Consider the following 15,005-nt stretch of genomic DNA (forward strand, 5'->3'; position numbering starts at 1 on the left):
CTTTTTTGCCGAACCCACATCTGCCCAAGAAGTATCCGGTCACTGACTCATGACGCGGCGTTTCGACGGCCAAGTTTGCCCTCAGATTAGGCACAGAGCCGACCAGGCAGGCAATCCGTGCACGGCGCAGGCGTTTTTCGCCGGTTGCGCCGAGCCTGTCAGGCTTCGGCGCGGCGCGGCCGGATCATGCCTTCCTGGGCCACGGACGCCACGAGGGTGCCGTCGCGCGTGAAGATCTGACCGCGCGCGAAGCCCCGGGCCCCGTCGGCGCTCGGGCTGTCCTGGGCGTAGAGCAGCCAGTCGTCGGCCCGGAACGGCCGGTGGAACCAGAAGGCGTGGTCGAGACTCGCCGACTGGATCTCCGGGTCGAACACGGTCTGGCCGTGCGGGATCAGGGTGGCGTCGAGGAGCGTCATGTCAGAGGCGTAGGCGAGGACGGCGCGGTGGATCGCCGGATCGTCGGGCAGGCGGTCGACGGCGCGCATCCAGACGTGGAAGCGCGGCTCCCGCGGAGCCCGGCGTAGGTAGCGCTCGATCTCGACGGGCCGCAGCTCGATGGGCCGGCGCCGGCCGAAATAAGAGAGGATCGGCGCCGGGATCGCGAGCCCGCGCCGGGCGGCGTCGGCGGTGGCGGCAGGCGCCTCCGGCACCTCCTCCGGGGGAGCCACGTCCGGCATGGTCGCCTGATGGGTCGCGCCCGCCTCCGCGTCATGGAAGGAGACCGACATCGCGAAGATCGCCCGGCCGTGCTGGTGCGCGACGACGCGGCGGGTGGTGAAGCTGCGGCCGTCGCGGATGCGCTCCACCGCGTAGTCGATGGGGGCCTTCGGATCGCCGCCGAGGAGGAAGTAGGCGTGGAGCGAGTGCGGCGGCCGGGTCTCCGGCACCGTACGGGTCGCCGCCACCAGCGCCTGCGCCACGACCTGCCCGCCGAAGACCCGGAACCAGCCCGTCTGCAGGCTCTCGCCCCGGTAGAGATCCGGCTCCAGGCTCTTCAGGTCGAGGATGTCGAGGAGTTCGGTGACGATGCCGGTCATGCCGCTTCCCTGGTCGCCCGGCGATCCGCGAGCCGGGTGGGCGCCGCGGCGCCACGGGCGATCCTTCACATGTGAACCATTCCGATGGCAAGGATCGGATCGCAAGGATCGGATCGCGAGGATCGGATCACGAGGATCGGATGGCACGGCTTCGGGCCGGTTTCGGCGACCGGCCCCAGCGACGATGGCGCGGGCCCGATCCCTGACGCCGCGCGTTGCCCCCGGCGCCGGGGAATGGCACTCCCTCCCTGGCAGCGAGGGCGGCGGGGATCGGCATGGACGGATCGGAGAAGCGCGGAAACCGGCGCAGCGTGGTCATCGCCGGCGCCGGCATTCCCGGCCTGACGCTCGCCCTTGCGCTGGCCCAGGCCAACGGCCCGGCCTTGACGATCACGGTCTGCGATCCCGCTCTGAGCGCCGGGGCGGCGCGCCATGCCGGGCGAGCCTACGCGGTGGCGGCCGGCGGCCGGCGCATGTTCGCGCGCCTCGGCATCTGGGATGCGGTGCAGGGGGCGGCGCAGCCGATCCACGACATGGTGGTAAGCGACAGCCGCCTGTCGGACCCGGTGCGCCCGGTCTTCCTCACCTTCGCGCAGGAGGCGGAGGCCGGCGCGCCCTTCGCCCATATGGTCGAGGCCGAGCCCCTCGTGGCCGCGTTGCTCGCGGCGGCCGAGGCGGCCGGGGTGCTCTTCGAACCCACCGGCCTTCTCGAGGCCACGCCCGCCGGCGGCACCACCCGCATCGCGCTTGCCGACGGACGCGTGCTGGAGGCCGCGCTCCTGGTCGCCGCGGACGGGGCGCGCTCGCGCCTGCGCGAGGCCGCGAAGATCGGCTGGGTCGGCTGGTCCTATCCGCAGATGGGGCTCGTCGCCACGATCGGGCACGAACGCGACCATGCGGGCCGGGCCTACGAGCACTTCCTGCCCGGCGGCCCCTTCGCCATCCTGCCCCTGGTGGACGGGGGCGCCCTCGGGCACCGCTCGTCCATCGTGTGGACGGAGCGATCGGCCGACGTGCCGGCCCTGACCGGAGGCGGCCCCGACGAGACCCTGGCGGAGATCGAGCGCCGATTCGGCCTCAACCTCGGGCGCCTGGCGCTGGAGCGGGGCCCGAGCGCGCATCCCCTCGCCTTCGGCATGGCCCGCAGCTTCCGGGGCGAGCGCCTGGCGCTCCTGGGCGATGCCGCGCACGTCATCCACCCGATCGCCGGCCAGGGCCTGAACCTCGGCCTCGCCGGCGCGGCGGTGCTGGCGGAGGCGGTGACCGACGCCCTCCGCCTCGGTCTCGATCCGGGAAGCCCGGACGTGCTGAAGCGCTACGAGCGGGGGCGCCGCTTCGACACCGTCGCGATGGGGGCGGTGACGGACGGGCTCAACCGCCTCTTCTCCAACGACGTGACGCCGCTGCGCCTCGCCCGCGATGTCGGCCTCGGCCTCGTCGACCGGCTTCCCGGCTTGAAGCGGCTCTTCATCGGCGAGGCGGCCGCTGCGCGCGGACCGCAGCCCCGGCTGATGCGCGGCGAGGCGCTCTGAAACGCGAAACGGCGGCCCCTTCCATCAGGAAGGGACCGCCGCGCTGCGAATTGCTGGTCTTTGTGGACGACGTGCCGGGGGACGTTACTTGCCCTTGGCGGCCTTGCTGGCCTTCTCGCGCTCAATGCCCTCGAGGATCAGGCGGTGCGCCTCGTCCTTGCCGCCCCAGCGCTTGATCTTGACCCACTTGCCGGGCTCGAGATCCTTGTAGTGCTCGAAGAAGTGCTGGATCTGGTGGATCGTGATGTCGGGAAGGTCGGTGTAGTTCTCGATCCGATCGTAGCGCATGGTCAGGTGGCGCGACGGCACGGCGATGATCTTCTCGTCCTCGCCGGAATTGTCCTCCATCACGAGGACGCCGATCGGACGGGCGCTGATGATGGCGCCGGGGGCGATGGCGCGGGTGTTGGCCACCAGCACGTCGCAGGGATCGCCGTCGCCCGACAGGGTGTGCGGGATGAAGCCGTAATTGCCCGGGTAGTGCATCGCCGTATAGAGGAAGCGGTCGACCACCAGGGCGCCGGCCTCCTTGTCCATCTCGTACTTGATCGGGTCGCCACCGATCGGTACCTCGATGATGACGTTCACGTCGTCAGGCGGATTCTTGCCGATCGAGACCGCGTCGATGATCATATGTGTGCTCCCGCAAGCAGGGACATTCCGGCCCCGTTGCCGGGTGTCTTAAGGCCCTTCCGCCGCGAAGGAAATCGTACCGTGCGGCGGGCGGCGACGTTTGCACGAAATTGTCGGGCGCGTTTCAGGGCCGGTCCGAGGGACCGAAGCGCCGGCGCCAGGCCGCGGCGAGGCGCTGGACCATGCGCTCGATCCAGCGGGCCGCGTGCTCCAGGGGAACCTTCAGGGCGGGCACGTCCTGGCTCAAGAGGGCGAGACCCAGGGGCAGCATCCACAGGCCGAGGATCGGCAGGATCGAGAAGATGCCGCCCAGGATGAAGAGGATCGCCGCCAGGAGACGGACCCAGATCCGCGACGGCTCGCGCAGCCAGTCCACGGCGCGGCGCATGCGGTCCGGCAGCTTCGCGCTGAGGTCCGTGACCCGCCTGTCCCAATCCGCCGCCGTCACGCTCATCCGTCGTCCCGCTCGCTCGCCCGAGGATCCGACTTGCCGAGCCGGACCGCAGGGGCGGCGCAGGCTTCGGCGAAGTCAGCTGAATCGGAAACCGACCTTGGGCAGAACCGTTCCGGCCATCCGGTCGACAGCCTGGCCGATCGCGATGCCGCCGAGCCCGGCATAGAAGGCGCAGGCCCGCTCGTTCCCTTCGAGCGCCCAGACCCCGACCCGGGTCAGGCCGTGGTCGGCCAGGTCGTTGGAAACCGCCCGGAACAGGCGGCGGCCGAGCCCGAGACCCTGGTAGGCCGGGCGGATGTAGAGTTCGTCGATCTCGCCGGGTGCCTGCAGGATGCGGCCCCGCGCCGGTCCGTAGACCGCGTAGCCGACGATGGTGCTCGCCTGCTCGACCACCACGAGGGGTCGACTGCGCTGGGTGGCCCCGAGCCACCACTGCGAACTGCGCTGCGCGATCATCCGCTCCAGGGCGACCCCGGGGATGATCCCCCGGTAGGCCTCGCGCCAGGTCTCGTCGAACAGGTCCGCCAGGGGGTCGGCGTCGGCCGGACGGGCGCGGCGGATGCTGGTGGTGCTCGTTCGCATGACGGATCCCCGCGCTCGATGAAGACGATGGACGGTTCGCAATCGGTGTCGACCACCGCATCGGAGGCGACGATCCGGGCGAAGACAAGGCGACGGGGAGCAACGCAAGGTCGATGCCGGTTGCTCCCCGCTCTCCACAGCGCGTTTGCCGCGGCCGCCGCGCACTGGTAGATCAGCCCCTCCCCGTCCCCGACAGAGCGGTCCCACCGTCCCCGTGTTCAACCGTTTCCTCTCGTACGAGACCCGCTACGCCCGGCGCATGGCGCGGATCGCGCGCTTCGAGCGCCCGATCGCCGGCCCGGTCTCGCGGGCCAAGGCCTGGGCGAACATGCTGCTGGTGGATCACGGGGTGTTCCGCCTCGCCTACCTGAATCGCCACCGGATCGGCGCGGGCAAGCTGTGGCGCTCCGCCCAACCGACGCCGCACCAGTTGGCCTGGTTCAAGCGCCAGGGGGTCCGCACCGTGATCTCCCTGCGCGGCGGGCGCGAGCACGGCTCCTGGCCGCTCCAGCGCGAGGCCTGCGAGCGGCAGGGCCTGACCCTGGTGGAGTTCGTGCTGCGCTCGCGGGAGGCGCCCTCGCGGGAGACCATCCTGGCCGCCAAGGCGTTCTTCGACGGGGTCGCGTACCCGGCGATGATGCACTGCAAGTCGGGCGCGGACCGCGCCGGCCTCGCGGCAGCGCTCTACCTCATCCTGCACGAGGGCCTGCCGGTGTCGGAGGCCATGGGCCAGCTCTCGGCCCGCTACGGCCATTTCCGGTTCGCCAAGACCGGGATCCTCGACGCGTTCTTCGCGCTCTACCGCCGGGAGGGCGAGCCCAAGGGCCTGGATTTCCTGACCTGGGTCGAGACCGAATACGATCCCGAGGCGCTGAAGCGCTCGTTCCGCCCCGGCTTCTGGTCCGACCTCGTGGTGGACCGGATCATCAAGCGCGAATAGCCGGGCACGAAAAACCCGCCGCGGCCGGGCCGGGCGGGCTTTTCATGGACCGTTCGCCAGGGCGTGGACGCCCGGCGGAATCGCCTCAGGCGGCGAGGCGGATCGTCGACGGGGCGTTCTCGTTGCTGGCGATGAAGCGGCCGGAATTGGAAAGCGGGCCGTTGTTCGGCGTCAGGAGGTTCGCGGCCACGAAGACCAGCGAGACGTTGAGAGCGACGGCGGCGAGGACGAGAAGAGCGATCATCGGTGGTGTTCCAGGGCGATTGCGTTGCACCGGATATGGCACCGCACCATTTCCGTTGGTATACTGAATTCTACACACCACTTATGCCGTCGACGCAGGGCTGGGACCGCCCCTCCGTCTCAAGGACCGTCGCCCCGCGACGTCCGCATCGCTCAATCGTCCATCCTGCAGGGCTGACCGGATTTCCGTGCGAAGACGCTTGTCTCGGTTGCGATGGATTTCGCAACGCAGCAATCAGTTGACGGACAGGCTTTCGAGATCCGTGGCGAAGGACGAGACGTCGCTCGGACTTTCGCCGGTGAGGATGATCAGCGTCAGGATCAGGCCCACCGCACCGAGATACACGACCGCGAAGAGATCCTGGTCGTCGCGACCGGCCAGGACGATGCCGGCGAAAGGGAGCGTCTGGAGGGTGAGTGCCGCCGCAATGTTCATGGACAACCTCGGTTCCGGGACGGCCTCGACCTCGATCTGACCGTCCATTCGATCCATCGCCCGATCGGCACGCATTCGGCCGATCGGACGTCGACGCCCGCCGCACGCGGGACGGCCTGCGCGTCAGGCGGCCTGGGCAGGCCGGGCCGCGACGGGAATCGGGACGGTCTCGTCGTTCAGGTAGCGGAGGCGCAGGGGCTTGAGCACGAACATCGCCAGGATCGCCGCCACGACGTTGAGGCCGATGATGATCGAAAACACCGCCGACCAGCCGTACTTGGCCGAGATGACGCTGGCGATCGGCACCAGGAACGCGGCGGAGCCCTTCGCGGTGTAGAGCAGGCCGGCATTCGTCGTGGCGAACTTCGAACCGAAGGTGTCGCCGCAGGTCGCCGGGAACAGTGAGTAGATCTCGCCGAAGACGCCGAAATACACCGCCGTGGCGAACACGAAGACCAGCGGATACGAGCCGTAGGTCAGGAGGGTGATGATCGCCAGGGCGGCGATCGAGAAGGCGATGAACATGGTGTTCTCGCGCCCGAGATTGTCGGAGACGAAGCCGAAGAACGGGCGTCCGAAGCCGTCAAAGATGCGGTCGAGGGAGATCGCGAAGGTGAGCGCTGCCATCTGCAGTCCAAATAGGCTGACGGGGACGTCCGCGACCTTGAAGTCGTGGGCGATCGGGGCGATCTGCGCCGCCGCCATCAGCCCGCCGGAGGCGACCATCACGAAGATCACGTACATCAGCCAGAAGACGGGGGTGCGCACCACCTCGCGCGGAGTGCGATCGACCTTGGCCTGCGGCAGGCGCAGGGTCTTGCGCTGGATCGGCACGGCCTGGGACGGCTTGCGCAGGAAGAACGAGAGGAGGACCACGATGGCCCCCTGACCCAGTCCGAAGAACAGGAACGCATCCTGGTAGCCGCTGGTGGCGATCATCTTGGCGATCGGGACCACCGTGACGGCCGCGCCCGCACCGAAGCCGGCCGCGGTGGCGCCGGCGGCGAGGCCGCGGCGATGCGGGAACCACTTCAGGGCGTTGCCGACGCAGGTGCCGTAGACGGACCCGGCGCCGATGCCGCCGATGACGGCCGCCGCATAGAGCAGAAAGAGAGAATCGGCGTGGGCGTTCAGGAACCACGCCAGGGCGATCATGATGCCGCCGAAGCAGACCACGATGCGCGGGCCGTAGCGGTCGACGAACCAGGCTTCGACCGGCACCAGCCAGGTCTCGGTGGCCACGAAGATGGTGAACGCGAACTGGATCGCCGCCCGGCCCCAGTGAAACTTGGTGTCGATGGGGTCGACGAACAGAGTCCATCCGTACTGGAGGTTAGCGATCATCGCCATGCAGAGCACGCCGAAGGCGAGTTGCCACCACTTGGCGGACGGTGAGTCCTGACGTTCCATCCCGAATTCCTTCTCGATCGGATTGTTCGCCCCGATCGTGCCAGCATGCATCAAATTTCTTTGTATGCAATATACCAGAGAATAAAATGTCGGTTCGGACGTGCGACGGTGACCGGACCCCGCGCGGAGGCTGGCGCCGTGTATCATCGTGCCGGTTGTGGGAGGATGCCCATGGGTTGGCTGCCGCACACCGAACGCGCGGCCCCGGCCCGCGGAACGGCCACGAGGGTCATCCGCCGCGGCATGGCGGCGGCCGGCCCCGGTGCGATCCTGCCCTTGCCAAGGGAGCGACGGGGCGGAGCCCCTATTCCGCGGCGATGCGGCTCGCCTCACGGTAGGGATGCGCCGGGTAGGTCCCGATGATCCGCAATTCGCGCGAGAAGTATCCGAGTTCGGCCAGCGCCCGCGACAGGCCCGGCTCCTCCGGATGGCCATCCACCTCGGCGTAGAACTGGGTCGCGACGAACTGGCCGTCGACCATGTAGCTCTCGAGTTTCGACATGTTCACGCCGTTCGTCGCGAAGCCGCCCAGCGCCTTGTAGAGGGCCGCCGGAATGTTGCGGACCCGGAACACGAAGCTCGTGACCATCGGGCCGGCCTCGGGCGAGACCGGCTCGGGCTCGGGCGAGAACACGACGAAGCGGGTGGTGTTGTGGCTCTCGTCCTCGACGTCGTGCTCCAGGATGTCGAGGCCGTAGACCTCGGCCGCCAGCGCGGGGGCGAGAGCGCCGCGCGTGGGATCGCCCGCCTCCGCCACCTCGCGGGCGGCGCCCGCCGTGTCGCCGGCCACGATGGGGCGAACGCCGAGACGCCGGATGATCTTGCGGCACTGCCCGAGGGCGTGGACGTGGCTGTGCACCGTCCGAATCTGCGCCACGGGCGTGCCGGGCAGGACCATCAGCTGGAAATGGATCGGCAGGAAGTGCTCGGCGACGATATGCAGGCCCGAGGTCGGGATCAGGTGGTGGATGTCCGCCACCCGGCCGGCGATCGAGTTCTCGATGGGAATCATCGCCCGCGTCGCACGGCCCTCCTTCACGGCCGCGAAGGCGTCCTCGAAGGTCGGGCACGGCAGCGGGGTCCAGTCCGGATAGGCCTGGGCGCAGATGATGTGTGAGTTCGCGCCGGGCTCGCCCTGGTAGGAGACGATGTGTTGGGGCATGCGGGCTGGTCTTTCCGGGGCGCTTCAGTTCAGGCGGCGGGCCGACAGGATGGCGCGGGCGCGCGCAAGGTCGGCGGGGGTGTCGACACCCAGAGGCAGGTCGTCGACGACGATGGCGTCGATGCGCATCCCGGCCTCGAGGGCGCGGAGCTGCTCCAGCCTCTCGCGGGCCTCGAGCTCGCCGGGCGGCAGGGCCATGAAGCGGGCGAGCGCCTTCCGGCGATAGGCGTAGAGGCCGATGTGATGGTAGAGCGGCCCCTCCCCCCAGGGCGCCTCGGCGCGGGTGAAGTAGAGCGCGCGCAGGCGGCGGGTGCCCACCGTGTGGCCGACGAGCTTGACCACGTTGGGATCACGCCGCTCGGAATCCTCGGTGATGATGGCGCAGAGGGTGGCGATGTCGACGGAGCGGTCGGCCAGCGGCAGGATCGCCGCGCCGATGATGCCCGGGTCGATGGTCGGTAAGTCGCCCTGGACATTGACCACAACGTCGTGGTTGCCCTGCGGATCGATGATCTCCAGGGCCTCGGCCAGACGATCCGATCCGGAGGGATGGTCGGCCCGGGTCAGGACCGCAAGGCCGCCCACGGCCTCGATGGTCTCGACGATGGCGGGCGTGTCGGTGGCCACCACCACGGGGCCGATGCCGGCCTCCACGGCGCGGCGCCAGACATGCACGATCATCGGCTCTCCAGCGAGATCGGCCATCGGCTTGTTGGGCAGGCGGGTCGCGGCCATGCGCGCGGGAATGAGGACGATGGGATCGGACATCGGTCTGGGCCCTGCTCCGGCTGGGGCCGGTGCTTACCAGCGGCGCCCCGGGTTGTCATGCTGGCGATGTGGCGCCGGGCCGGGAAAGCCGCGTCGGGCGAGGCGGGAACCGGATGCGCCCGCCCGCGTCTGAAGAAGTGAGGGATGGCGGCGACACCGGCCCGTCTGCGACTACGCGAAGCGTGACTCGGCCATTGTCAAGGTCGGGCTTCAGCGGCTAAGCACCCTCGACCGTTTCCAAAGTCCGGCACAGGTACGCGCTGGACTTCGCCCTGAATTCTCCCCCTCAGGCCGGCCGCACCGGAGTTGTCGAGAATGGACTCTTTCGAGCTGAACAAGGTCGCGGGTGCCGCGCTCGGCGCGCTGCTGTTCGCCGTGGGGTCGGGCTTCGTCGCCGAGCTGATCTATCATCCCAAGCCCGCGGGCAATGCGGGCTATGCCCTGCCCGAGCCGCAGCCGAAGGCTGCCGGTGGCGCCGCGCCCGAGGCGAAGGCCGAGCCCCTGCCGATCCGTTTGGCCAGCGCCACCGTCGAGAAGGGCCAGGCCGCGGCCAAGAAGTGCGCCTCCTGCCACAGCTTCGAGAAGGGCGGCCCGAACAAGGTCGGCCCCCATCTCTGGGGCGTCGTCGACCGCCAGCGCGCCCACGAGCCCGGCTTCGAGTACTCAGCCGCGCTCAAGGAGAAGGGCGGCACCTGGACCTACGACGAGCTCGACCACTTCCTGACCAACCCGAAGGGCTACGTCCCCGGGACCAAGATGGCCTTCGCGGGCATCACCTCGCCGACCGAGCGCGCCGACGTGATCCTTTACCTGCACAGCCTCGCCGATACCTCGGCGCCGCTGCCGGCCGTGGAGAAGAAGGCCGAGGGCGACAAGCCGGCCGAGGCCCAACCGGCCGCCGCAAAGACCGGGGATGCCAAGCCGGCCGAGGCCAAGCCCGATCCCGAGTCGAAGCCCGCGGCGGAAGTGCGGCGCGAGCAGGCGCCGAAACCTGCGGACGCCTCCAAGTCGACCGAGGACCAGAAGCCGGAGGTCGCCAACCCGGCGACGGCCGCCAAGCCCACCGTCGCGGGCGAAGAGGCGAACAAGCCGGCATCCGTGAAGCCCGCCGACGATACCCCGGTCGGGGCAGCCCCCGCCGCGCCTCCCGCTCCGGCCGCAACCGTGCCGGCCGAGAAGCCGGCCGGGCAGTAAGACGCCTGTCTTCGCCGCGGACCGAGATGCTCTGAGCGAGATATCTGGAGAGTGACCAAGGCCGGGCCAGAGCCCTGCCTCTTCGTTCGAGGTAACCCTGCGTCAGCGGTCGAGGTCGAGGAATTCTTGCACGGCTTCTTCGAGGCGGCGCATGTAGGCATCCTCCAGACGCCCGACGATGCTTCCGACCTTCACGCGCGGGACCGTGACGATCTTGTCGACCTGGATCTGGCTGGGTTCGCGAAGTCCGTTGGCTGGGCTCGGCTCAACGTCGATCCGGAGCATCGGCGACCCCAGCACACGCGCGCTCGTCATCAGGCACAGCGTGAGGCTGTCCGTGTGGAGAAAGCTGTCCGTCTGGATGACCACCCACGGTCGCGGTTTGCTCGTATAGCTTACCTTGGTGGCGAGGATCACGATCGCCTGCCGTCCGGTCACGACCGAGATTCCGCATCCCCGAGATCTTGTACGTCGGCGATCAGAGCCTCCGTCTCATCCGCGTCCGGCGGCTCTCGCGCACGTAGGCTTGAACGAGGGCGCGCAGCGCCCCGGACGGGGTGGTGCTGTCCCGCCTCGCCGCATCCGCGAAGGCCTGCTTCAAGCGCTCATCGAGCCGTACCTGCAAAACCGCGCTGTCCTGGGCCATGATGGCTCCTGCATGACGCTTCTGTCGTACATGGGAAGCATACCACCGGGCCTATGGCTTGAGGCGCCGCGCCGCGGTCGCTCGCTCGCAAATCGGGACGGGGCCGTGCGCGCACGCGCCGGCTTGGCGTTCGCGGCCGGTCCGTCCTAGAACACCCGCCTGCCGTCGCCGGTGCGGCGGCGGACCCGCGCACCCGGAATCCGGAGACCGCCTGCCCGTGATGCGAATTGCCTTGATCGGACGCCTCGTCGCCACCCTCGCCTTCCTGGCCTGTGGCCTGCCCGCCCGGGCCGCCCCCGATCCGGATCCCGCCGCGCCGAAGGGCGCCTGGATGCCCGCGATCACGCTGATGGGCGAACCGAAATACGGCCCCGACTTCCAGCATTTCGATTATGCCGACCCGAGCGCGCCGAAGGGCGGCCTCGTGCGGCTGGGGGCTCAGGGGGGCTTCGACAACTTCAACTACGTGGTCTCGGGTCTGAAGGGCGATCTCGAAGGCGGGATCGTCCAGATCTACGATACCCTGATGACGGAATCGGCCGACGAGCCGTTCACGTCCTACGGCCTCCTGGCCGACGGCGTGCGCCTCGCCGACGACCTGTCCGCCGTTTCCTACCGCCTGCGCGAAGGGGGCCGCTGGCATGACGGCGAGCCGATCACACCGGAGGACGTGGTCTGGTCCTTCGACGTCCTGAAGGCGAACAGCCCCTTCTATTCGGCCTATTACCAGACCGTGACCAAGGCCGTCGTCACCGGCCCGCGCGAGGTGACCTTCACCTTCTCGGAAGCCGGCAACCGCGAGCTGCCGCAGGTACTCGGCCAGCTGCGGGTGCTGCCCAAGCACTGGTGGACCGGTACCGACGCGCAGGGGCGGCCGCGCGACGTTACCCAGACCACCCTCGAGATCCCCCTGGGCTCGGGACCCTACCGCTTGGCGAAGTTCGAGGCCGGGCGCAGCGCCACCTACGAGCGGGTGGCGGATTACTGGGGCAAGGACCTGCCGGTGAATGTCGGCCGCAACAATTTCGGCACGATGCGCAACGAGTATTTTCGCGATGCGACGGTGCTGATCGAGGCGCTGAAGGGCGACCTGTTCGACTTCCGGGCCGAGAACGTGGCGCGCAACTGGGCCACCGCCTACGACACTTTCCCCGCCGTGAAGGAGGGCCGCCTGATCAAGGAGGAGTTCCCGGATCGCGGCAACGGCAACATGCAGGCCTTCGTGTTGAACACCCGCCGGGCGAAGTTCGCCGATCCGCGGGTGCGCCGAGCCTTCAATCTCGCGATGAACTTCGAGGAGATGAACCGGTCGCTGTTCTTCGGCCTCTACAAGCGGATCGACTCCTATTATTTCGGCTCGGAGCTGGCCTCGTCCGGCCTGCCCCAGGGCGACGAGCTGGCGATCCTTGACGGCGTGAAGGACAAGGTCCCTCCTTCCGTCTTCACCACGCCCTACACGAACCCCGTCAACGGCACGCCGGACGCGGTGCGCGCCAATCTGCGCGAGGCCGTCAGCCTCCTGAAGCAGGCCGGCTACGAGCTGCGAAACGGCCAGATGACCGACGTCAAGAGCGGCGAGCCGCTCACCGTCGAGTTCCTGGAATTCCAGAGCGTGTTCGAGCGGGTCGTGCTGCCCTACGCGGCGCAGTTGAAGCTCATCGGCATCAACAGCACCCTGCGGGTCATCGACCAGGCCCAGTACCAGAACCGCCTGCGCGCCTTCGATTTCGACATCACCACGAGTTCATGGCCGGAATCCCTCTCCCCGGGCAACGAGCAGCGCGAGTACTGGGGTTCGGCCTCCGCCGACAAGGCCGGCTCGCGCAACCTCATCGGCATCAAGGACGCAGGCGTCGACGCCCTGGTGGAGAAGGTAATTTTCGCGAAGGATCGCCCGGGCGTGCTGGCGGCGACCCACGCCCTCGACCGGGTGCTGCTGGCTCACAACTTCGTCGTGCCGCAATGGGGCTCGAACGTCTCGCGCACCCTGCGCTGGAACCGCTTCGGGCACCCGGCGGTGCTTCCGAAATACGGCAGCTCGGGCTTCCCCGCGACCTGGTGGTACGACGAAGCCCTGGCGGCCAAGACCGGGGCCCCGCGTTGAGCGCCGGCCCGACCCGGCGTGCGGTCGTCGCAGGCGCCGGTGCCCTCGGGGCGACCCTGGTGCTGCCGCCCCCCGCCCGGGCGGCGGCCCGCACCAGCCACGGCCTGTCGAGCTTCGGCGACCTGAAATACCCGGCCGACTTCCCGAACTTCGACTACGTCAACCCGGACGCGCCGCGGGGGGGGCGCTTCTCGGCGCAGCTCGCCGCCACCCTGGGCAACCAGGCCTCCGACACCTTCAACACCCTGAACATCTACGTCCTGCGCGGCGACGGCGCCGCCGGCATGAACCTGACCTTCGACTCGCTGATGGTCCGCGCCCTCGACGAGCCGGACGCCCTCTACGGGCTCCTCGCCCGCTCGGTGGAGATTTCCGAGGATGGGCTGACCTACCGCTTCAGCTTGCGGCCGCAGGCCCGCTTCCACGATGGCGCGCGCCTCACCGCCCACGACGTGGCGGCCTCGTTGCGCCTCCTGAAGGAGAAGGGCCACCCCGAGATCTCGCAGGTGATCCGCGACCTCGCCGAGGCCGTCGCCGAGGACGACGCCACGGTGACCCTGCGCTTCGCGCCCGGCCGCAGCCGCGATCTGCCCCTCTTCGTCGCCACCCTGCCGGTGTTCTCCGCCACCTACTACGCCAAGCGCGATTTCGAGGCCTCCTCCCTGGAGCCACCCCTGGGCTCGGGGCCCTACCAGGTGGGCCGCGTGGAGGCGGGCCGCTTCATCGAGCTGGAGCGGGTGAAGGATTACTGGGGCGCCGAGCTGCCGGTGAATGTGGGCCAGAATAATTTCGACGCCATCCGGTACGAGTATTTCCGCGATCGCCAGGTCGCGTTCGAGGCCTTCAAGGGCGGCGCCTTCACCTTCCGCGAGGAGTTCACCGCCCGGGTCTGGGCCACGGGCTACGACTTCCCCGCCGTGCAGGAGGGCCGCGTCCGCAAGGAGACGGTGCCCGATGCCCGTCCCTCGGGCACGCAGGGCTGGTGGATGAACACCCGCCGCGAGGCCTTTCGCGATCCCCGGGTACGCGAGGCGATCGGCCTGTGCTTCGACTTCAACTGGTCGAACGCCAACTTGATGTACGGCGCCTATCTCCGCACGGCCTCCTACTTCGAGAACTCGGACCTGAAGGCCACCGGCCGCCCGGCGCCGGAGGAGCTGGCCCTCCTCGACCCGATGCGGGGCGACCTGCCGGCGGAGGTCTTCGGCGAGGCCTGGAGCCCGCCGAGTTCAGACGGTTCGGGCCAGGACCGCGCCCTGCTCAGCCGCGCCGTGGCCCTGCTGCGGGAAGCCGGCTGCACCCGCGACGGCGGCGTGATCCGCTTGGCCTCAGGCAAGCCGCTGGAAATCGAGTTCCTCGACAACGACCCGGTGTTCCAGCCGGTGACACAGCCCTTCATCCGCAACCTCGGCCTGATCGGCATCCGCGCCAGCATCCGGCTGGTCGATCCGTCGCAGTACCAGGCCCGGGTCAAGGATTTCGACTTCGACCTCACCGCCCGCCGCTTCGCCAGCGGGCTCACGCCGGGCCCCGAACTCCGAGAGGCCTACGGGTCGCGCGCCGCCGGCACGCCCGGCTCGAGCAACCTGGCGGGCATCGCGAACCCTGCCATCGACGCCCTGATCGAGCGGGTGACGGAGGCGACCTCTCGCACCGACATGATCCACGCCGCGCGCGCCCTCGACCGGGTGCTGCGGGCCGGCCGCTACTGGGTACCCATGTGGTACAAGGCCGATCACCGGCTGGCCCTCTGGGACGTCTACGGCCGCCCGGCCAAGGGGCCGACCTACGATCTCGGCGCGCCGAGCGTCTGGTGGTACGATGCCGCCAAGGCCCGGCGCATCGGCCGAACCTGAGGGACACC

Annotated in this window: 16 protein-coding genes; 5 read left to right on the plus strand and 11 right to left on the minus strand. The window is 69.3% G+C overall.

Features of this window, described 5'->3' with window-relative positions; all coding sequences use genetic code 11:
* Positions 1-158: 158 nt before the first annotated feature.
* Positions 159-1,037: an acyl-CoA thioesterase II gene (gene tesB, locus AC6EUL_RS01770; RefSeq protein WP_499868485.1), complete on the minus strand. Its 879-nt coding sequence runs from the start codon at positions 1,035-1,037 to the stop codon at positions 159-161.
* A gap of 275 nt (positions 1,038-1,312) precedes the next feature.
* Between tesB and AC6EUL_RS01775 the strand changes: the two genes are divergently transcribed.
* Entirely contained in the window at positions 1,313-2,569 is a 1,257-nt protein-coding gene (locus AC6EUL_RS01775) for an FAD-dependent monooxygenase (protein ID WP_499868487.1), read from the plus strand.
* 84 nt (positions 2,570-2,653) lie between these two features.
* On the opposite strand, the gene ppa is transcribed toward AC6EUL_RS01775, so the two are convergent.
* The 3 genes from ppa to AC6EUL_RS01790 form a co-directional block, all read right to left on the minus strand.
* Positions 2,654-3,202 (minus strand): inorganic diphosphatase, encoded by a 549-nt coding sequence (gene ppa / locus AC6EUL_RS01780; protein ID WP_056212520.1) that lies wholly within the window; start codon positions 3,200-3,202, stop codon positions 2,654-2,656.
* A 124-nt stretch (positions 3,203-3,326) separates the two neighbouring features.
* Positions 3,327-3,656, minus strand: coding sequence for a hypothetical protein (locus AC6EUL_RS01785; protein WP_056352998.1), 330 nt, complete (start codon positions 3,654-3,656; stop codon positions 3,327-3,329).
* Positions 3,657-3,731: 75 nt separating this feature from the next.
* Entirely contained in the window at positions 3,732-4,238 is a 507-nt protein-coding gene (locus AC6EUL_RS01790; RefSeq protein ID WP_056270834.1) for a GNAT family N-acetyltransferase, read from the minus strand.
* 214 nt (positions 4,239-4,452) lie between these two features.
* Here AC6EUL_RS01790 and AC6EUL_RS01795 point away from each other — a divergent pair, with 214 nt between their 5' ends.
* Positions 4,453-5,178 carry a fused DSP-PTPase phosphatase/NAD kinase-like protein gene (locus AC6EUL_RS01795; protein ID WP_056352996.1) on the plus strand — a complete coding sequence of 242 codons (726 nt, stop codon included), beginning with the start codon at positions 4,453-4,455 and terminating at the stop codon, positions 5,176-5,178.
* Between the two features lie 85 nt (positions 5,179-5,263).
* Here the strand turns inward: AC6EUL_RS01795 and AC6EUL_RS01800 are convergent, their stop codons facing one another.
* The 5 genes from AC6EUL_RS01800 to AC6EUL_RS01820 form a co-directional block, all read right to left on the minus strand.
* The gene (locus AC6EUL_RS01800) at positions 5,264-5,422 is read right to left on the minus strand and encodes a hypothetical protein (RefSeq protein ID WP_156389716.1); all 159 of its coding nucleotides are present in this window, start codon (positions 5,420-5,422) and stop codon (positions 5,264-5,266) included.
* Positions 5,423-5,656: 234 nt separating this feature from the next.
* The gene (locus tag AC6EUL_RS01805) at positions 5,657-5,857 is read right to left on the minus strand and encodes a hypothetical protein (RefSeq protein WP_056381622.1); all 201 of its coding nucleotides are present in this window, start codon (positions 5,855-5,857) and stop codon (positions 5,657-5,659) included.
* A gap of 123 nt (positions 5,858-5,980) precedes the next feature.
* Positions 5,981-7,267 (minus strand): oxalate/formate MFS antiporter, encoded by a 1,287-nt coding sequence (oxlT, locus tag AC6EUL_RS01810; RefSeq protein ID WP_499868492.1) that lies wholly within the window; start codon positions 7,265-7,267, stop codon positions 5,981-5,983.
* 304 nt (positions 7,268-7,571) lie between these two features.
* On the minus strand, positions 7,572-8,429 hold the full coding sequence (locus AC6EUL_RS01815) for a prephenate dehydratase (protein ID WP_056270842.1): 858 nt from the start codon (positions 8,427-8,429) through the stop codon (positions 7,572-7,574).
* Positions 8,430-8,453: 24 nt separating this feature from the next.
* On the minus strand, positions 8,454-9,197 hold the full coding sequence (locus AC6EUL_RS01820; protein WP_056352993.1) for a 3-deoxy-manno-octulosonate cytidylyltransferase: 744 nt from the start codon (positions 9,195-9,197) through the stop codon (positions 8,454-8,456).
* 315 nt (positions 9,198-9,512) lie between these two features.
* On the opposite strand from AC6EUL_RS01820, the gene AC6EUL_RS01825 reads away from it, so the two are divergent.
* Positions 9,513-10,391, plus strand: a complete 879-nt coding sequence (locus AC6EUL_RS01825; RefSeq protein ID WP_499868494.1) for a c-type cytochrome — start codon at positions 9,513-9,515, stop codon at positions 10,389-10,391.
* A gap of 102 nt (positions 10,392-10,493) precedes the next feature.
* Here the strand turns inward: AC6EUL_RS01825 and AC6EUL_RS01830 are convergent, their stop codons facing one another.
* Positions 10,494-10,829, minus strand: coding sequence for a type II toxin-antitoxin system PemK/MazF family toxin (locus AC6EUL_RS01830; protein WP_499868496.1), 336 nt, complete (start codon positions 10,827-10,829; stop codon positions 10,494-10,496).
* Positions 10,830-10,869: 40 nt separating this feature from the next.
* A complete protein-coding gene (locus tag AC6EUL_RS01835) occupies positions 10,870-11,037 on the minus strand; it encodes a hypothetical protein (protein WP_499868498.1) in 168 nt (55 codons plus the stop codon).
* Positions 11,038-11,257: 220 nt separating this feature from the next.
* On the opposite strand from AC6EUL_RS01835, the gene AC6EUL_RS01840 reads away from it, so the two are divergent.
* Both AC6EUL_RS01840 and AC6EUL_RS01845 read left to right on the plus strand, forming a co-directional pair.
* Positions 11,258-13,141, plus strand: coding sequence for an extracellular solute-binding protein (locus tag AC6EUL_RS01840; RefSeq protein WP_499868621.1), 1,884 nt, complete (start codon positions 11,258-11,260; stop codon positions 13,139-13,141).
* The gene (locus AC6EUL_RS01845) at positions 13,138-14,997 is read left to right on the plus strand and encodes an extracellular solute-binding protein (RefSeq protein ID WP_499868500.1); all 1,860 of its coding nucleotides are present in this window, start codon (positions 13,138-13,140) and stop codon (positions 14,995-14,997) included. The genes AC6EUL_RS01840 and AC6EUL_RS01845 overlap by 4 nt, the downstream gene beginning before the upstream one ends.
* Positions 14,998-15,005 lie beyond the last annotated feature (8 nt).

Source organism: Methylobacterium sp. 001424705 (assembly GCF_059816145.1).

Bases quoted from the DNA above. Each gene is read 5' to 3' on its own strand.
- tesB (WP_499868485.1), bottom strand. From the start codon at position 1,037: ATGACCGGCATCGTCACCGAACTCCTCGACATCCTCGACCTGAAGAGC.
- AC6EUL_RS01775 (WP_499868487.1), top strand. From the start codon at position 1,313: ATGGACGGATCGGAGAAGCGCGGAAACCGGCGCAGCGTGGTCATCGCC.
- ppa (WP_056212520.1), bottom strand. From the start codon at position 3,202: ATGATCATCGACGCGGTCTCGATCGGCAAGAATCCGCCTGACGACGTG.
- AC6EUL_RS01785 (WP_056352998.1), bottom strand. From the start codon at position 3,656: ATGAGCGTGACGGCGGCGGATTGGGACAGGCGGGTCACGGACCTCAGC.
- AC6EUL_RS01790 (WP_056270834.1), bottom strand. From the start codon at position 4,238: ATGCGAACGAGCACCACCAGCATCCGCCGCGCCCGTCCGGCCGACGCC.
- AC6EUL_RS01800 (WP_156389716.1), bottom strand. From the start codon at position 5,422: ATGATCGCTCTTCTCGTCCTCGCCGCCGTCGCTCTCAACGTCTCGCTG.
- AC6EUL_RS01805 (WP_056381622.1), bottom strand. From the start codon at position 5,857: ATGAACATTGCGGCGGCACTCACCCTCCAGACGCTCCCTTTCGCCGGC.
- oxlT (WP_499868492.1), bottom strand. From the start codon at position 7,267: ATGGAACGTCAGGACTCACCGTCCGCCAAGTGGTGGCAACTCGCCTTC.
- AC6EUL_RS01815 (WP_056270842.1), bottom strand. From the start codon at position 8,429: ATGCCCCAACACATCGTCTCCTACCAGGGCGAGCCCGGCGCGAACTCA.
- AC6EUL_RS01820 (WP_056352993.1), bottom strand. From the start codon at position 9,197: ATGTCCGATCCCATCGTCCTCATTCCCGCGCGCATGGCCGCGACCCGC.
- AC6EUL_RS01825 (WP_499868494.1), top strand. From the start codon at position 9,513: ATGGACTCTTTCGAGCTGAACAAGGTCGCGGGTGCCGCGCTCGGCGCG.
- AC6EUL_RS01835 (WP_499868498.1), bottom strand. From the start codon at position 11,037: ATGGCCCAGGACAGCGCGGTTTTGCAGGTACGGCTCGATGAGCGCTTG.
- AC6EUL_RS01840 (WP_499868621.1), top strand. From the start codon at position 11,258: ATGCGAATTGCCTTGATCGGACGCCTCGTCGCCACCCTCGCCTTCCTG.